Origin of the sequence: Serratia sp. FS14 (genome assembly GCF_000695995.1) — a bacterium.
Lineage (GTDB): Bacteria > Pseudomonadota > Gammaproteobacteria > Enterobacterales > Enterobacteriaceae > Serratia > Serratia nematodiphila.
In genome coordinates this window covers 614,231-631,143 of sequence record NZ_CP005927.1, presented here as the reverse complement: position 1 = coordinate 631,143, position 16,913 = coordinate 614,231, and the positions used below count along the sequence as shown (strand labels likewise).

General features: G+C 61.3%; 17 protein-coding genes. 10 read left to right on the top strand and 7 right to left on the bottom strand.

Annotated features, from left to right (window positions below; genetic code table 11):
- Positions 1–7: 7 nt before the first annotated feature.
- The gene (locus L085_RS02965) at positions 8–277 is read right to left on the bottom strand and encodes a hypothetical protein (RefSeq protein WP_004930356.1); all 270 of its coding nucleotides are present in this window, start codon (positions 275–277) and stop codon (positions 8–10) included.
- 211 nt (positions 278–488) lie between these two features.
- Here L085_RS02965 and L085_RS02960 point away from each other — a divergent pair, with 211 nt between their 5' ends.
- From L085_RS02960 to L085_RS02950, 3 genes are all read left to right on the top strand, one after another.
- Positions 489–2,012 carry a helicase HerA-like domain-containing protein gene (locus L085_RS02960; RefSeq protein ID WP_044029981.1) on the top strand — a complete coding sequence of 508 codons (1,524 nt, stop codon included), beginning with the start codon at positions 489–491 and terminating at the stop codon, positions 2,010–2,012.
- A gap of 72 nt (positions 2,013–2,084) precedes the next feature.
- Positions 2,085–2,660 carry an aminodeoxychorismate synthase component II gene (locus L085_RS02955; protein ID WP_015379285.1) on the top strand — a complete coding sequence of 192 codons (576 nt, stop codon included), beginning with the start codon at positions 2,085–2,087 and terminating at the stop codon, positions 2,658–2,660.
- A 132-nt stretch (positions 2,661–2,792) separates the two neighbouring features.
- Positions 2,793–4,010, top strand: a complete 1,218-nt coding sequence (locus L085_RS02950; protein WP_044029978.1) for an aspartate aminotransferase family protein — start codon at positions 2,793–2,795, stop codon at positions 4,008–4,010.
- Between the two features lie 40 nt (positions 4,011–4,050).
- On the opposite strand, the gene L085_RS02945 is transcribed toward L085_RS02950, so the two are convergent.
- Both L085_RS02945 and crp read right to left on the bottom strand, forming a co-directional pair.
- A complete protein-coding gene (locus L085_RS02945; RefSeq protein WP_044029976.1) occupies positions 4,051–6,129 on the bottom strand; it encodes a YccS/YhfK family putative transporter in 2,079 nt (692 codons plus the stop codon).
- A gap of 50 nt (positions 6,130–6,179) precedes the next feature.
- A complete protein-coding gene (crp, locus tag L085_RS02940; protein WP_004090925.1) occupies positions 6,180–6,812 on the bottom strand; it encodes a cAMP-activated global transcriptional regulator CRP in 633 nt (210 codons plus the stop codon).
- A 382-nt stretch (positions 6,813–7,194) separates the two neighbouring features.
- On the opposite strand from crp, the gene L085_RS02935 reads away from it, so the two are divergent.
- On the top strand, positions 7,195–7,602 hold the full coding sequence (locus L085_RS02935) for an OsmC family protein (protein ID WP_044029974.1): 408 nt from the start codon (positions 7,195–7,197) through the stop codon (positions 7,600–7,602).
- A gap of 38 nt (positions 7,603–7,640) precedes the next feature.
- Here the strand turns inward: L085_RS02935 and L085_RS02930 are convergent, their stop codons facing one another.
- From L085_RS02930 to L085_RS02920, 3 genes are all read right to left on the bottom strand, one after another.
- Entirely contained in the window at positions 7,641–8,510 is an 870-nt protein-coding gene (locus L085_RS02930; protein WP_033636275.1) for a phosphoribulokinase, read from the bottom strand.
- A 150-nt stretch (positions 8,511–8,660) separates the two neighbouring features.
- Complete coding sequence (locus L085_RS02925) at positions 8,661–8,894, bottom strand: YheU family protein (protein ID WP_004930376.1); 234 nt, start codon at positions 8,892–8,894, stop codon at positions 8,661–8,663.
- A complete protein-coding gene (locus L085_RS02920) occupies positions 8,891–9,871 on the bottom strand; it encodes a hydrolase (protein ID WP_033645258.1) in 981 nt (326 codons plus the stop codon). Before L085_RS02920 ends, L085_RS02925 begins: the two co-directional genes overlap by 4 nt.
- A 119-nt stretch (positions 9,872–9,990) precedes the next feature.
- Here L085_RS02920 and L085_RS02915 point away from each other — a divergent pair, with 119 nt between their 5' ends.
- From L085_RS02915 to tauD, 6 genes are all read left to right on the top strand, one after another.
- A complete protein-coding gene (locus tag L085_RS02915) occupies positions 9,991–10,593 on the top strand; it encodes a LysE family translocator (protein ID WP_044029970.1) in 603 nt (200 codons plus the stop codon).
- 10 nt (positions 10,594–10,603) lie between these two features.
- On the top strand, positions 10,604–11,386 hold the full coding sequence (locus L085_RS02910; protein WP_044029968.1) for a PhzF family phenazine biosynthesis protein: 783 nt from the start codon (positions 10,604–10,606) through the stop codon (positions 11,384–11,386).
- A 114-nt stretch (positions 11,387–11,500) separates the two neighbouring features.
- A complete protein-coding gene (gene tauA, locus L085_RS02905; protein ID WP_004930383.1) occupies positions 11,501–12,496 on the top strand; it encodes a taurine ABC transporter substrate-binding protein in 996 nt (331 codons plus the stop codon).
- A gap of 9 nt (positions 12,497–12,505) precedes the next feature.
- Positions 12,506–13,273 (top strand): taurine ABC transporter ATP-binding subunit, encoded by a 768-nt coding sequence (tauB, locus tag L085_RS02900; protein ID WP_044029967.1) that lies wholly within the window; start codon positions 12,506–12,508, stop codon positions 13,271–13,273.
- Positions 13,270–14,106 carry a taurine ABC transporter permease TauC gene (gene tauC, locus L085_RS02895; protein ID WP_033631937.1) on the top strand — a complete coding sequence of 279 codons (837 nt, stop codon included), beginning with the start codon at positions 13,270–13,272 and terminating at the stop codon, positions 14,104–14,106. Before tauB ends, tauC begins: the two co-directional genes overlap by 4 nt.
- Positions 14,103–14,951, top strand: coding sequence for a taurine dioxygenase (tauD, locus tag L085_RS02890; protein ID WP_004930389.1), 849 nt, complete (start codon positions 14,103–14,105; stop codon positions 14,949–14,951). The genes tauC and tauD overlap by 4 nt, the downstream gene beginning before the upstream one ends.
- A 3-nt stretch (positions 14,952–14,954) precedes the next feature.
- On the opposite strand, the gene L085_RS02885 is transcribed toward tauD, so the two are convergent.
- Entirely contained in the window at positions 14,955–16,868 is a 1,914-nt protein-coding gene (locus L085_RS02885; RefSeq protein ID WP_044029966.1) for an ABC transporter ATP-binding protein, read from the bottom strand.
- Positions 16,869–16,913 lie beyond the last annotated feature (45 nt).

Genomic DNA, 16,913 nt, shown 5'->3' with positions numbered 1-16,913 from the left:
TTGTGTTTTATTGCGTTGATTTAGCTCTGCGTTCGGCGAAATAAGCAGCCACCTCTTCATCGTCGGCGAACTTGCCTTCACGCAACGCCTTGCGGCTCACCTCGACCTTTTCCTTTAACCACTGGTCGTACTCTTCCTGCTGCGCCTGGCGGCTGACAAACTCGCGCATGAAATCGCGCAGCAGTTGCGAAGCCGTGCGATCGGCGGCTTTTGCCGCGCTGGCGAAAGCGGTTTTTAACTCGTCATCCACGCGGATTACCACGGTAGATTCAGACATGGTATTTACCTCGTATATACAGCGTAATGCTCACTATAACACTGGTGCTTTATTGTTCAAGCAAAGACGCTCTGACGCTAAGCGCAATCTGAATTCATCAGGCCCCGACGGCGCTCTTTTTGTTTGTCCTTGACGGGGTTACGCGGCGCTTATAGCTTTATTGCATCAACAGGCGCGTTTCGCGCCGCGGTCAGCGTCAAAGGAACAGAAAATGAGTGAACCACGGATTATCGCCAAGGCGATGAAAGACGGAAAACCGGAACAGGATCTGGTGATTTTGCCGGCGTTGGCCAACCGCCACGGCTTGATCACCGGGGCAACCGGCACCGGCAAGACGGTGACGCTGCAGAAAATGGCCGAACAGTTCTCACGCATCGGCGTGCCGGTGTTCCTGTCGGATGTGAAGGGCGATCTGTCCGGCATCGGCGCCGAGGGCGTGCCTTCCGAAAAACTGCAGGCGCGCCTGGCGGCGATCGGCGTCACCGACTGGCAGCCGCAGGCCTGTACCATTATCCCGTGGGATATTTACGGCGAAAAGGGCCACCCGATCCGCGCCACGATTTCCGATCTCGGGCCGTTGCTGCTGGGGCGCCTGTTGGATCTGAACGAGGTGCAAAGCGGCGTGCTGCAGCTGGTGTTCAAAATCGCCGATGACAATGCGCTGCTGCTGCTGGACATGAAAGACCTGCGCGCCATGGTGCAGTTCGTCGGCGACAACGCCAAACAATTCCAAACCCAGTACGGCAATATCTCTGCCGCCTCTATCGGCGCCATCCAGCGTGGATTGCTGACGCTGGAAGAGCAGGGGGCCAACCAGTTCTTCGGCGAGCCGATGCTGGACATCAACGATCTGATGAAAACCGACGCCAACGGCCACGGCGTGATCAATCTGCTGGCGGCGGACAAGCTGATCAATCAGCCGAAGCTGTATTCGGTGTTCCTGCTGTGGCTGCTGGCCGAGCTGTTTGAGCACCTGCCGGAAGTGGGCGACCCTGAACAGCCGAAGCTGGTGTTCTTCTTCGATGAGGCGCACCTGCTGTTCAACGATGCGCCGGCGGCGCTGCTGACCAAGATTGAACAGGTGGTGCGTCTGATCCGCTCCAAAGGCGTCGGCATTTACTTCGTCACCCAGAACCCGCTGGACATCCCGGACAGCGTGCTGGGCCAGTTGGGCAACCGCGTGCAGCATGCGCTGCGCGCCTTTACCCCGCGCGATCAGAAGGCGGTGAAGACGGCGGCGCAAACCCTGCGCGCCAACCCGGCCTTCGATGCCGAAACGGCGATCACCGAGCTGGGCGTGGGCGAAGCGCTGGTGTCGTTCCTCGACGAAAAGGGCCGGCCGAACGTGGTGGAGCGGGCGATGGTCATCGCGCCGGAATCCAGGATGGGCATGCTCGGCGCGGAAGGGCTGAACAGCGCGATTAACAAGTCGCCGCTGTATGGCCGCTATGAAGACATGATTGACCGCGAGTCCGCCTACGAGAAGCTGTCGTCGGGTGGCTTCGCCACCGTCGGCACTGCGCAGCAGGAGCAGCAACCGCAGGCGCAAGCGCAGCAACAGACGGGCGGCGGCCTGATGGACGGATTGAACGAGCTGCTGTTCGGTTCTACCGGCCCGCGCGGCGGCAAACGCGACGGCATCGTCCAGACCGCCGCCAAGAGCATGGCGCGCGATCTCGGCCGGCAGATCCTGCGCGGCGTACTGGGCTCGATCACCGGCGGCCGTAAAAAGTAAGCGGAAATTATCGTCGGCAGCGGCGGGTTAAATCAGTAAACTATGGCGGCGTTTTTCTCTGCCGGACCTGACATGCTGCTGCTGATCGATAACTACGACTCCTTTACCTATAACCTTTACCAGTACTTCTGCGAGTTGGGCGCCGAGGTGGTGGTGAAGCGCAACGATGAGCTGCAGCTGGCCGATATCGAGCGGCTGGCGCCGCAGCATCTGGTGATTTCCCCCGGCCCCTGCACCCCGAACGAAGCGGGTATCTCGCTGGCCGCCATTCGTCATTTCGCCGGCAAACTGCCGATCCTTGGCGTGTGCCTGGGGCACCAGGCGCTGGGGCAGGCGTTCGGCGCCGAGGTGGTGCGCGCCCGCGCGGTGATGCACGGCAAAACGTCGGCCATTCGCCATCTGGGCGTCGGCGTGTTTCGCGGCCTGAGCGATCCCCTGACCGTGACGCGTTACCATTCGCTGGTGCTGAAAGCCGATACGCTGCCGGACTGCTTTGAAGTGACCGCCTGGAGCGAACGCGACGGCGTGCGCGACGAGATCATGGGCATCCGCCACCGCGCTTTGGCGTTGGAAGGCGTGCAGTTCCATCCGGAAAGCGTGCTCAGCGAGCAGGGCCATCAGCTGCTGGATAATTTCCTCAATCGTTAATCCCGATGCGTTTTTTTCGCTCGTTAGGCGTTTTGCGTTTGCGCTTGATTGGTTTTTTATGCATATTTCGTGATTATGTTTTCAATCTGACATTACGATAGCGCTGAAAAACCTTCGGGGTGGAGCCGAAAAATGACTGAAAAATCCGCAGTGAGCCGCAGCACCTTTGACCAGGTTATCCTGCCTGTTTATGCACCCGCCCAGTTTGTGCCGGTGCGCGGCAAAGGCAGTCGGGTCTGGGATCAGCAGGGAAAAGAGTACATCGATTTTTCCGGCGGCATCGCGGTAACGGCGCTGGGGCACTGCCATCCGGCGCTGGTCGAGGCGCTCAAACGTCAGGGTGAGACTCTGTGGCATACCAGCAACGTCTTTACCAATGAACCGGCGCTGCGCCTGGCGAGCAAACTGATCGACGCCACCTTCGCCGATCGGGTGTTCTTCGCCAACTCCGGCGCAGAGGCCAACGAAGCGGCGTTCAAACTGGCGCGTCATTACGCCATCACCCGCCACAGCCCCTATAAAACCAAAATCATCGCCTTCTATAACGCGTTTCACGGCCGCACGCTGTTCACCGTGTCGGTGGGCGGGCAGGCCAAATACTCCGACGGGTTCGGGCCAAAGCCGGCCGACATCGTGCACGTGCCGTTCAACGATCTGGCGGCGGTGAAAGCGGTGATGGACGACCACACCTGCGCGGTGGTGATGGAGCCGATCCAGGGCGAGGGCGGCATTACGCCGGTCGACGCCGACTTCCTTAAAGGCGTGCGCAAACTGTGCGACCAACATCAGGCGCTGCTGGTGTTCGACGAAGTGCAAAGCGGCATGGGGCGCAGCGGCAAGCTGTTCGCCTATATGCATTATGGCGTGACGCCGGACATTCTCACCACCGCCAAGGCGCTGGGCGGCGGTTTCCCGGTGAGCGCCATGCTGACTACCGAAGAGATTGCGTCGGTGATGCAGGTGGGCACTCATGGCACCACCTACGGCGGCAACCCGCTGGCCTGCGCGGTGGCGGAGGCGGCGTTGGATGTGATCAATACGCCGGAAGTGCTGAGCGGCATCGAACAGCGCCACGCGCTGTATGTGCAGGCTTTGCAGGATATCGGCGATAAATACGGTATTTTCACCGCCATTCGCGGCATGGGGTTACTGATCGGCGCCGAACTGACGCCACATTATCACGGCAGAGCGCGCGATTTCCTCACCGCCGCCGCCGCGCGTGGGCTGATGATCCTCAACGCCGGGCCGAACGTGATCCGTTTCGCGCCGTCGCTGGTGGTGGAGCTGCAGGACATCGAGGCCGGCATGGCGCTGTTCGAGCTGGCGGTGCAGGATGTGATCAACGCCTGAAGCCCGTGCGGCGAATAACGGGGCGCGGCATGCCGCGCCCTTATTGATCGCGCAGTTTGCGCTTGAGCCAGATGCCGTGGTGCGGGCGCTGGCGCCAGGCCAGCGACGAAATGGTATGCATCACGTTCAGGTGCGACAAAATGCGCCGCAAATGACGTTCCATCTCGGTGACGGGCATGTCCGGATGCAGATCCGGCGGCTGCATGATGCCGCTGTTGTCACTGCTCGGGCCGTCGTATTCCAACCGCTGCTGGCAGCTTTGCAGCGCAATTTCACAGGTTTGCAGATAGGCTTCCGCCAGTTTCGGCGTCAGCATGTAGTGCTCGCGCGCCAGAATGGTCATGGCGTTCAGGTGTTCGACGATGAACTGGCTGTGAGTGACCCACAGCCGCATGTCCGCCAGATAATTCGACGCGAACCCCGGCTCCTGCATCGCCTGATTGAGCGAGGTGAACAGCGCGTTGTGCGCCTGGTTGACCTGCATGCGAGTATAGGCCAACGCGGTGGCGTCCGGTTCCGGCTGCTTCAGCATCAGCCGCAGCGCGGCTTGATCGTTCTCCAGCGCCTGATGGGCATTCTTGCGCAGCAGCCCGCTTTGCCACTGCGGCCACAGCCAAATGGTGCCGCCGAACGCCAGCACGCAGCCTATCAGCGTGTCGATCAGACGCGGTACCAGAAAATGCGAGCCGTTCAGCGCCAGCAGCTGCAGGGTGTAAACCGCCGTGACCGTAAAGCCAATCACCGACAGCCCGTAGTTCTTGCGCGAAACCAGGTAGGCCAGCAGCGTGATCACCAGCATGATGCTCAGCGTTTCTCCTTCCGGCAGCTGCAGCTGCAACAGCCCGGCCGCCAGCAATAGCCCGGCAATCGTGCCCAGCGCACGGTGCTGAATACGCACCCGGGTGGCGTTATACCCGTTTTGGCTCACCAGCATGATGGTGAGCAGGATCCAGTAAGGCTTCGGCAGGTTGAAGACCGCACCCAGGCTGCTGCCGACCGCCAGCGTCACCCCCAGCCGCGCGGCGTTGCGCAGGGCGGTGGATTTGAACGACAGGTAGCTGGCCAGCGCCGGCCAAAACGGCAGGCGGTGCTGGCCGGGCATCAGGTCGCGGCGATACAGCGGATGCTGGGTGCGCAGCAGGCGGGCGATGCGGCTGAAGTGGTAATAACAAAACTGGCCGACCGGGTTATCGGGATGCTGCGCCGCCATTTTTTCCAGCGCCGCCAGTTCGTGGCTCATGGAGAAGCGCTTCGAATGTTGATGGTAGAGAATATCGTGCGCCACCACGCGCAGCCGGCCGGCGATCACCTGAGCGTTGCGGCGAATGATCGCTTCGGCCTGGCTCTGCTCCACCAGTTTTTGCACCTCCTCCGGCAGATGCAGGCTGACGGTGATGTGCTCCTGCAGATCCATCGCCACCTGAAAGGCGCGCTGCAGGCGCTTTTGTTCGAGGTTGTTGGCGTGCGGCAGGAAATTGAGCTGTTGGTATAAAAGGCTGATCAGATCCATCACCTTTTGTTGGCGTACCAGCAGCGGGGGCAGCGCGGTTTGCGGATCGGTGTGCTGAGTCAGCAACGAGTATTTGGCTTCGAAATAGTCCGCCAGCTCCAGATAGAGCTGGCTGAGCGTCTCGCGCATTGGCTGTTCTTTCCACAGCTTGAACCAGAACCAGGTGAATAAGCCGTACCAGACGGTGCCGATCGCGTACAGCAGCGGCGCCTGCCAGAGGGGTACCGTGCCGGCCGTGCTGAGGGCGAAAATGGCGGCCACCAGCGCCGCCGGCAACAGCCGGGCGTGCAGCGGGCTGATTTCGCCGGTGACGCCGAGCAGCAGCGCCAGGCCCAGCATCAGCGCCGGCAGCGGCACGTGCCACAGCAGTGCCTGTTGCAGCAGCACGCTGCTGAAGGCGAACAGCGAGCCGCCGACGATCAGCCGTTTAAAGAAGCGCTTATGCGGCGTGTCCAGACCGGCGATATTGCAGCAGGCGGGCACCAGGGAGAACATCAGGCCGAGCTGCAGCTGGCCTATCAACAAGCCGAACAGCACCGGCAGGCACAACACCAGCGTTTGTCGCAGTGCGTAGTTGATTTCCGGGTGGTAGATCAGGCGGCGCCACATGGCAGGGAGCAGATAAAAAAACGGCGCAGACTGCGCCGTTTCTTCGGGGATTAACGGGTGCCGTAGACGACAATGGTTTTGCCGTGGGCGGAAATCAGGTTTTGATCTTCCAGCATTTTCAGAATACGGCCAACGGTTTCACGCGAGCAGCCGACGATCTGGCCGATCTCCTGACGGGTGATCTTGATCTGCATGCCGTCCGGGTGAGTCATGGCGTCAGGTTGCTTCGCCAGATTCAGCAGGGTTTGCGCGATGCGGCCGGTCACGTCCAGGAAGGCGAGGTTGCCCACTTTTTCGGAGGTGACCTGCAGGCGGCTCGCCATTTGGGCGGACAGACGCATCAGGATGTCCGGGTTCACCTGGATCAGCTGGCGGAATTTCTTGTAGGAAATTTCGGCCACTTCACAGGCGGTTTTCGCGCGAACCCAGGCGCTGCGCTCCTGGCCTTCTTCGAACAATCCGAGCTCGCCGATGAAATCCCCCTGGTTGAGGTAGGACAGGATCATCTCTTTACCTTCTTCATCCTTGATCAGCACCGCGACGGAGCCTTTCACGATGTAGTAAAGCGTTTCGGCCTTTTCACCTTGGTGAATCAGCGTACTCTTCGATGGATATTTGTGGATATGGCAATGAGACAGGAACCATTCGAGAGTAGGGTCTGTTTGCGGTTTGCCGAGAACCATTCGCTGTTATCCTCTGTTGTTATCGCTGCCTTGTGTCACAGGGGTCAGAGTTCCCTGTAAAACCCGCCTGTAGCCGCAGTCATGAGCGAGGGCTACCGGCAAGTTTTGAGGCGTGTCATAAAAATACGCTGTCGCTCTAGCATATTAACTTGCCGTAAGCGCTGCAAGCTACATTCTGTTAACATACCGGTAAAGGAGCCTTTCTCTGGGCGTTTCCCTGAAATTCAGTGTCCCGGAAAGATTTATTGCGGCTCTGTTTGTAGCACAGAGTAAGGCGGGTGTCTCGTGTTGTCTCGCTTCAGCATGATTAGCATCAGGTTACGTTGCCTGTTTCTATGCGAAAGCGTACTCTGATTTTAAGAAATCAACCGGAGTGACCAGAATGCAGGCAAGAGTTAAGTGGGTGGAAGGGTTAACGTTTTTGGGTGAATCGGCCTCCGGCCACCAGGTGCTGATGGACGGCAACGCCGGTGATAAAGCGCCCAGCCCGATGGAGATGGTGCTGATGTCGGTGGGCGGCTGCAGCGCGATCGACGTGGTGTCCATCCTGCAAAAAGGGCGCAACGACGTGCGCGACTGCGAGGTGAAGCTGACCTCAGAGCGCCGTGCAGAAGCCCCGCGGTTGTTCACCCATATCAACCTGCACTTCATCGTCACCGGCCAGGATCTGACCGACAAAATCGTAGAGCGAGCGGTGAACCTGTCGGCGGAGAAGTACTGCTCGGTGGCGCTGATGCTCAACAAGGCCGCCACGGTGACCCACAGCTTCGAGATCCGCCAGCCGGTGTAATCGAGACGGAGCGCGGCCCGCCGCCGCGCTCAACGCGCTTATTCGATCTTCTTGCCTTCCAGCAGCCGCTGCACCAGCGGCGCCATGATCAGCTCCATCGCCAGCCCCATCTTGCCGCCCGGCACCACTAACGTATTGATGTGCGAGATAAACGAGCCCTGCAGCATCGCCAGCAAATAGGGGAAGTCAATCTGATCCAGCCCGCGGAAGTGGATCACCACGAAGCTTTCATCCAATGAGGGAATGGCTTTGGCGGCGAACGGGTTGGAGGTGTCCACCGTCGGCACGCGCTGGAAGTTGATATGGGTGCGCGAGAACTGCGGCGTGATGTAGTTGATGTAGTCTTCCATCGAACGCACCACCGAATCCATCACCGCCTCGCGGGAGTGGCCACGTTCGCCGGTATCGCGGATCAGCTTCTGTATCCACTCCAGGTTGACGATCGGCACCACGCCGACCAGCAGATCGACGTGGTTGGCCACGTCATGGTGCTCAGTAACCACGCCACCGTGCAACCCCTCGTAGAACAGCACGTCGGTCGGTGCCGGCAGCGGCTCCCACGGGGTGAAGGTGCCCGGCACCTGATTATAGGGCACCGCTTCGTCGTAGGTGTGCAGGTACTTGCGCGAACGGCCGGTGCCGTTTTTGCCGTAGTCGATAAAGCTCTGCTGCAGCAGGCCGAAGTCGTTGGCCTCGGGGCCGAAATAGCTGATGTGTCTGCCCAGATCGCGCGCCTTGCGGATCGCCGCGTCCATTTCCGGCCGGGTATAGCGGTGGAAGCTGTCGCCCTCCAGTTCGGCGGCGCGGATATTGAGCTGCTGGAAGATTTTACGGAACGCCACGCTGGTGGTGGTGGTGCCGGCGCCGCTGGAACCGGTCACCGCGATAACGGGATGTTTGGCAGACATGATGGTTGTCACTCCGTGTTGAATGCGCCGGCGTCAGGGGATTATTGTGGCTCTTGTTGACGCTCTCTATGTCAGGAAAAATGGCGCGCGCTGGTTTGCAATGCCCCATTGTTACCTGATTTTTTCCGTCAGTCATAGAACCGGGCGCCACTAAATTTCTTCCTGCCCGGCGCGGAATTGGCCGCGCGGCATGATGTTGACGCTCTCATGCAGTTCCGACCACACCAGCACCACTTCGCCGTTTTTCAGCTGGCGGCGCACGTCCTCCACCTTCTGCTCCAGCGAGCGCTCGTGTTCGCCGTAATCGGTGCCTTCGCGCAGCACAAAGGATTCGATCAGGCTGTTCAGGGTGTCGGTTGCCAGTTCTTGCCAGGGAATAATCACGTCGGAATGTCCAGATAAGGGGAAAGCCAGGCCGGAATGCGATGCTCCAGCCACATGTGCGGTTTTTTCAGCGTGCCGCCGACAAAGCCGACGTGGCCGCCGAACTCGGTCAGCTGATATTCGATATTGCGCGGCAGGCCGGCGACGTCGGGGATCACCTCATGGGTCATGAAGGGATCGTCCTTCGCATGGATGATCAGCAGCGGCGTTTGGATCGCCGGCAACAGCGGCAGGGCGCTGCAGCGGCGATAATAGTCGGTGGCGTCGCTGAAGCCGTGAATGCGCGAGGTGATGGCGTCGTCGAATTCGCGGATGCGTCGCAACCCGTTCAGCTGTGACAGTTTGAGCGGCAGAGTATCCGGGTAGTGCAACAGCTTGCGGGTGGCGTTTTGTTTCAGCTGCCCCAGCAGGTAGCGCTGATAAACGCGGGAGAAGCCTTGCTCCATGCGGTAGGCGCAGGGTTCCAGCATCAGCGGCGCCGAGACCACCACCGCCGCCTGCAGCAGGCTGTCGGCGCCTTGTTGCGCCAAATAGCAGGCCAGCATGTTGCCGCCGAGCGAAACGCCTACCGCCGCGGTTGGCACCTCGCCGTAGCTATCGCGCAGCCAGCGCAGAAAGAAGCGCGCGTCTTCGGTTTCACCGGAGTGGTAGATACGCTGCTTGCGGTTGGGCACGCCGCTGCAGCCGCGAAAGTGCATCACCACGCCGAGCCAGCCGCGCTCGCGCCAGGCGTTGAGCAGGCCGTGCGCGTAGGGGCTGTAGAAGCTGCCTTCCAGGCCATGAAACAGCACCGCGCGCGGCTTGTCGCGCGCCTGCGCCGGATCCTCGCTCCAGGCGAGATCGACGAAATCGCCGTCGGGCAATTCCAGCCGTTGCCAATGCGGTTTCAATAACACGCGGCGGCGCACCAGCCGCGGCAACAGCGTTTGCAGGTGCGGGTTACTGGCCCCGGTCAGGGGGCGAAAGACGTCATGCATAGGCGGAGTAAAAATGTTGTTGGCGACTATTGTGAGATCCCAGGCGCACTGTTAGCTTCAATACCAATAACTGACAATGATACTGCAAAAAAGCGCCTTGGGTGAGGAGCACCCGTGCCATGGAACCGAGTTTATTCCTTTCGATGCTGGGCTTCCTGTGGGTCGCCGCCATCACGCCTGGCCCCAATAACCTGCTGCTGACCACCTCCGGCGCGAACTTTGGCTTTATGCGTTCGCTGGGGCTGATGATCGGCATCATGCTCGGCATGCAAAGCATTTTGCTGCTGGTGGCCTTCGGCGTCGGCAGCCTGATCCTGGTCTACCCGTCGCTGCACCTGATCCTGAAAATCCTCGGCAGCCTGTACCTGCTGTGGCTGGCGTGGAAAGTCGCCACCGCCGCCTATGAAAAGCTGGAAACCGACGTGGCGCCACCGCAGCCGGTGCGGCTGTATCAGGGCTGGCTGTTGCAGTTCCTCAACCCGAAAGCCTGGCTGATGGCGCTGGGCGCGGTGGCGAGCTTCAGTCTGGCGGGCGATAAGTACAACGGTTCCATTGCGGCGATCGCGCTGGGCATTGTGGTGGTGAACATCGTCGCCGGCATTATCTGGCTGGCGTTCGGCACCCTAATCGGTCGCCTGCTGCGCAGTAAAAAGGCCTGGGTTATCTTCAACGTTTCCATGGGGTTGTTGACTGCAGCCTGTGTGTTACTGATCTGGCATTAAGGAGTGAACGATGGCGGAAAACTATTATCACGTGGTCGCCTTTACTGGTGAGGGGTTGCGCGGCAACCCGGCCGGGGTCTGCCTGTTGACGCAGCCGCTGCCGACGGAGCGGCTGCAGGCGATCGCCAACGAGATTGGCCTACCGGAAACCAGCTTTGTCTGGGATGACGGCGACATGACCGCCATCCGCTGGTTTACCCCGGAACGCGAGGTCGATCTTTGCGGCCACGGCACGCTGGCGGCGGCGCATGTGATGTTCAGCGCGGTTAACCCGGCGCTGAAGGATATTCGCTTCAGATCGGCCGGCGGCGAGCTGTTCGTCAAGCGCGATGAGCGGGACGGGGAGCGGCTGGTGCTTGATTTCCCCGCCAGGCCGCCGCAGAAAGTCGCCGAACCGGCGGGCCTCGCGGCGCTGCTGGGCGTGCAGCCACAGGAAGTGTGGCAGGCGAAAGCGCTGCTGGTGGTGCTTGAAAACGAGGCGCAGGTGCGCGCGCTGCGGCCGGACATCCCGGCGCTGATCGCATTGGCCGGCCGCGCGGTGATCGTCACCGCGCCGGGTGACACCGTGGACTTCGTTTCGCGCTATTTCACGCTCGACGGCGGTGAAGATCCGGTCACCGGCTCCGCGCACTGCACGCTGATGCCTTACTGGGCGGCGCGTCTCGGCCGCCATCGGTTGCACGCCCGGCAGATTTCGGCGCGCGGCGGCGAGCTGTTCTGCGAACTGCAAGGGGACCGCACGCTGCTGGGCGGCTACGCTCACGTGTTCTTGCACGGGACGATCGCGCTGTGATCCGCTTTAATATTACCTAAGGTAATAAAGAAGATTTTTTTATTCTTTTATCACCCGTCATCGCTCAGATAAAACTGTCAGCAACTGAACAGATTTTTATCAACGGAGCGGAACATGGCGGGCAAACTCTTTTCTTTACGCAACGCGGCGCTGCTGGCGTTGTCGCTCAGCGCGGCCAGCGCCTACGCGGTGGACGTGACCGTGGCGTACCAGACGTCGGCGGAGCCGGCCAAGGTGGCGCAGGCGGAAAACAGCTTCGCCAAACAGTCCGGCGCGACCGTGGACTGGCGTAAGTTCGACAGCGGCTCCAGCGTGTTGCGCGCGCTGGCCTCCGGCGACGTGCAGATCGGCAATATCGGCTCCAGTCCGCTGGCGGTGGCCGCCAGCCAAAAACTCCCCATCGAAGTATTCCTCATCGCCTCGCAGCTCGGCAGTTCCGAAGCGCTGGTGGTGAAAAATGACATCAAAAGCCCGCAGGATCTGATCGGCAAGCGCATCGCGGTGCCGTTTATCTCCACCACGCATTACAGCCTGCTGGCCTCGCTCAAACATTGGGGCATCAAGCCTGAACAGGTGAAGATCCTCAATCTGCAGCCGCCGGCCATCGCCGCCGCCTGGCAGCGCGGCGACATCGACGGCGCTTACGTCTGGGCGCCGGTGGTCAACGAACTGGCCAAACAGGGCAAGGTGCTGACCGACTCCGCGCAGGTGGGCGAATGGGGTTCACCGACGCTGGACGTGTGGGTGGTGCGCAAAGACTTCGCAGAGAAACATCCCGACGTAGTAACCGCCTTTGCCGCCAGCGCCCTGCAGGCGCAAAAGGCCTACCTGGCGGCACCGGAACAGTGGCTGAAAGATCCGAGCCATCTCAGCACACTGGCGCGCCTGAGCGGCGTGCCGGAAGCGCAGGTGCCGGAACTGGTGAAGGGGAACCGTTATCTGCCGGTGGCCGATCAGGTCGCCCAGCTCGGCCAGCCGGTGGACAAGGCAATCCGCGATACCGCCGAATTCCTCAAGCAGCAAGGCAAGATCCCGCAGGTCGACAGCGACTACAGCGCTTACGTCACCGACCGTTTTGTGAAACAGGTGCAGGCTGCGCCGCAGTCGTAAGGAAGCAGGATGCTAAACGTCAATCATCTTTCAGCAGAGTATCAGGGGCGGCCCGCGCTGCGTGACGTGTCGTTCCAGATCGCCGCCGGGCAACTGGTGGTGGTGCTCGGCCCATCGGGCTGCGGCAAGACCACGCTGCTGAATTTGATCGCCGGGTTTATCGAGCCTTCAGCTGGCAGCATCACGCTGGATGGAACGCCCGTTCACGGCACGGGCGCCGAACGGGGCGTGGTGTTCCAGCATGAGGGCTTACTGCCGTGGCGTAACGTGGTGGACAACGTTGAGTTCGGCCTGCAGCTGGCCGGCATCGGCAAGGCGCAGCGCCGCCAGGTGGCGGAGCAGATGCTGCAGCGCGTGGGGCTGGCAGGCTATGAACAGCATTTCATCTGGCAGCTTTCCGGCGGCATGCGCCAACGCGTCGGCATCGCCCGCGCTCTGGCCGCCGATCCGCGTCTGCTGTTGCTGGATGAACCGTTCGGTGCGCTGGACGCGTTCACTCGCGAGCAGATGCAGGAGCTGCTGCTGACCATCTGGCGCGATACCGGCAAGCAGGTGCTGCTGATCACTCACGATATCGAAGAGGCGGTGTTCCTCGCCAGTGAACTGTTACTGCTGTCGCCGGGGCCGGGGCAGGTGGTGGAGCGGCTATCGCTGAACTTCGGCCAGCGCTATGCCGACGGCGAAGCCTGCCGCGCCATCAAGTCCGATCCTGAATTTATCGCTCAGCGCGAATACGTGCTGGGCAAAGTTTTCCAACAGCGCGAGGCCTTGTTATGAGCCTGCATTCCACGTTAAAGGCCGCAGCCCAGCCGCAGGGCAAAGCGGCGCGCCGTTTCAGCGTGCCGCGCAACGTTTGGTTGAGCGGCGCCACGCTGTTGACGGTGTTGATCGTCTGGTGGGGCGTGACGGCGCTGCAGCTGATCAGCCCGCTGTTTTTGCCGGCGCCGCAGCAGGTGCTGCACCAGTTGATCACCATCGCCAGCCCGCAAGGCTTTATGGACGCCACGCTATGGCAGCATCTGGCGGCCAGCCTGGGGCGCATTTTGGTGGCGCTGCTGGCGGCGGTGATCGTCGGCATTCCGGTGGGCATCGCCATGGGGTTGAACGACACGGTGCGCGGCATCCTCGATCCGCTGATTGAGATCTATCGTCCGGTGCCGCCGCTGGCCTATCTGCCGCTGATGGTGATTTGGTTCGGCATCGGCGAGACCTCGAAAATCTTGCTGATTTATCTGGCGATCTTCGCGCCGGTGACGCTCTCCGCCGTGGCCGGCGTGCGCAGCGTGGCACAGGTACGAGTGCGCGCCGCCCGCGCGTTGGGCGCCACGCGTTGGCAGGTGCTGCGTTTCGTGGTACTGCCGAGCGCGCTGCCGGAGATCCTGACCGGCATTCGCATCGGGCTGGGCGTCGGCTGGTCGACGCTGGTGGCCGCCGAACTGATCGCCGCCACGCGCGGCCTGGGATTTATGGTGCAATCCGCCGGTGAGTTTTTGGCGACCGACGTGGTGTTGGCCGGCATCGGCGTGATTGCGGTGATTGCATTTGGGTTGGAGCTGGGGCTGCGCGCCCTGCAGCGCCGATTGACCCCGTGGCATGGAGTACAGCAATGAACGAACGTCTGAATATCACCCCGCTGGGGCCTTACATCGGGGCGCTGGTGGAAAACGTCGAGTTGGCCCGGCCGTTGGGCGACGGCCAGTTTGAACAGCTTTATCATGCGTTGCTCAAGCATCAGGTGCTGTTCTTCCGCAACCAGCCGATCACGCCGTTGCAGCAGCGCGATCTGGCCGGGCGCTTCGGCGATCTGCATATCCATCCGGTCTATCCGCATGCCACCGACGTGGAAGAGATCATCGTGCTCGATACCCACGACGACAATCCGCCGGACAACGACAACTGGCACACCGACGTGACCTTTATCGAGAACCCGCCGCTGGGCGCGATCCTGGCGGCCAAGACCTTGCCTGCCACCGGCGGCGATACGCTGTGGGCCAGCGGCATCGCGGCCTACGAAGCGCTGTCGGCGCCGTTCAGAACGCTGCTCGCGGGGTTGCGCGCAGAGCATGACTTCACCAAGTCGTTCCCGGAGCACAAGCATCGCGGTAGCGAAGAAGAACACCAGCGTTGGCAACTGGCGGTGCAGAAAAACCCGCCGCTGCTGCATCCGGTGGTGCGCACTCACCCGGTCAGCGGCCGACAGGCGCTGTTCGTCAATGAAGGGTTCACCACGCGGATCGTGGATGTGGCGCCGAAGGAGAGCGATGCTTTACTGAATTTCCTGTTTGCTCACATCACTAAGCCGGAGTTTCAGGTGCGCTGGCGCTGGCAGGAAAATGACGTGGCGATCTGGGATAACCGCGTGACGCAGCACTACGCCAACGCGGATTATCTGCCGCAGCGGCGCATCATGCACCGCGCGACCATTCTGGGGGATAAACCTTTTTACAAGGCCTGAGGCTTAGGCTTCGAACGCCTGCGTTAACTGCTCCAGCTGTTCCTGCGCATCCAGCCAGGTCATTTCCGTCTCTTCCAGCGCGGATTTGGCCTGGCTTTGCTTTTGCAGGCAGTCGGTCAACTCGGCCTTGCGGCTGATGTCGTACAGCGCGGGATCCGCCAGCTGTTCCTCCACCGCCGCCAGTTCGGCGCCCAGTTTTTCCATCTGCTGTTCCAGCTTGGCGATCTGCTTGCGCAGCGGTTGGGTTTGCGTACGGAACTCCGCCTCGCGGCGTTTTTGATCCTTGCGCGCCTGCGCGCTGTTGCCGCCGCTCTCTTTTTCCGGCGCGTCCTGTTGGCTTTCCTGGCGCTGCAGGTCGACAAGCCACTGCTGATAATCGTCGAGATCGCCTTCGAAAGGCTCGACCTGGCCATCGTGCACCAGGTACAGATCGTCGGTGGTGGAGCGCAGCAGGTGACGGTCGTGCGATACCACCACCAACGCGCCTTCGAAATCGATCAGCGCCTCGGTCAGCGCCTGACGCATGTCGAGATCCAGATGGTTGGTCGGTTCATCGAGCAGCAGCAGGTTCGGGCGCTGCCAGACGATCAGCGCTAGCACCAGCCGCGCCTTCTCGCCGCCGGAGAAACGCTCGGTCATTTCGCTGACCTTGTCGCCCTGGAAGCCGAAACCGCCCAGATAGTCGCGCAGCTGCTGCTCCAGCACCCTTGGGGCGATGCGGCTCAGGTGCTGCAGCGGCGATTCGTCGGCGCGCAAAAATTCCAGCTGATGCTGGGCGAAGTAACCCAGCTTGATGCCTTTCGCCAGGCCGATCTCGCCGCTCAGCGGCTCCAGGGTGCCGGCCAGCAGTTTGATCAGCGTCGATTTCCCGGCGCCGTTGCGGCCGAGCAGGCCAATGCGCGAGCCGGGCACCAGGTTCAGCTTGATGGACTTCAGGATCACTTTCTCGCCATAGCCGGCGCTGACCTTTTCCATGCGCAGCAGCGGGTTCGGCAGGCTTTCCGGCGGGCGGAAGCTGAAGGTGAACGGGTTGTCGACGTGCGCCGGGGCTATCAGCTCCATGCGCTCCAGCATCTTAATGCGGCTCTGCGCCTGTTTGGCCTTGGTGGCCTGCGCGCGGAAACGGTCGATATAGCTTTGCAGGTGCGCCACTTTCTCTTGCTGGTGCTGATACAGCGACTGCTGCTGCGCCAGCTTGGTGGCGCGCTGGCGTTCGAACGACGAGTAGTTGCCGGTGTACTCGTTCATCGTCTGCTGTTCGATATGCAGGATCTTGTCGACGATCGGATCGAGGAAGTCGCGGTCGTGCGAGATCAGCACCAGCGTGCCGGGATAGCTTTTCAGCCAGCGCTCCAGCCAGATCACCGCATCGAGATCCAGGTGGTTGGTCGGTTCGTCGAGCAGCAGCAGATCGGAACGGCACACCAGCGCCTGCGCCAGGTTGAGGCGCATGCGCCAGCCGCCGGAAAAGTCGCGCACCGGGCTTTGCAGCTGTTCGTTGGAGAAGCCGAGGCCGTGCAGCAGGCTGGCGGCGCGGGAACGGATGGTCCAGGCGTCGATGGCGTCCAGCTTGCCGTGCAGGGTGGCGATGGCGTGGCCGTCGTTGCGATCGTTGGCCGCCTGCAACTCGGCTTCAAGCTGGCGAAACTCGCGGTCGCCGTCGATAACATACTCGATCGCCGGCACGTCCAGCGCTGGCGTCTCCTGGTTGACCCAGGCCAGCGCCCAGTTGCCGGGGAAGGTGAAACTGCCGCCGTCCGCCGCGATCTCGCCCTTCAGCAGCGACAGCAGCGTGGATTTGCCGCAGCCGTTTTTGCCCACCAGGCCGACCTTCTGACCGGGATTAACCGTCGCCGTGGCGTTGTCCAGCAGGACGCGAATGCCGCGTCGGATTTGTAGCGAGGAGAATACAATCATAAAGCGCCGTATGTTCAGAGTATGTTAAATTATCATTAAGGTAAC